This window comes from uncultured Shewanella sp. (assembly GCF_947501665.1).
Lineage (GTDB): Bacteria > Pseudomonadota > Gammaproteobacteria > Enterobacterales > Shewanellaceae > Shewanella.
This window is the reverse complement of sequence record NZ_CANMWS010000117.1, coordinates 1-214: the sequence shown is the minus strand read 5'-3', so window position 1 is coordinate 214 and position 214 is coordinate 1. Positions and strand designations below refer to the sequence as shown.

Annotated in this window: 1 protein-coding gene; it reads right to left on the bottom strand. The window is 30.8% G+C overall.

Annotated features, from left to right (window positions below; translation table 11 throughout):
- A partial coding sequence (locus Q0976_RS24145; RefSeq protein ID WP_299497416.1) for a hypothetical protein occupies positions 1–214 on the bottom strand: 214 nt, incomplete at both ends.

Sequence of the window (214 nt, the reverse complement as noted above, 5' to 3'; positions counted from 1 at the left end):
GGTGACGTTGTATTAAAATATTTAGTGCTTGCTCTAATCTTTGATGATCTAATGTATCAAACAATAATTCACTATACACATGTGTAGAAGTTCTACCCATTTCAAAAAATTCTGAACGACCATACAAGTATGCTTGCTGAACATTTGTGAGTGGAAACTTATCATAGAGCTTTGACTCATCACAACCCGTTATTAAATAATCTTTATATTTAAA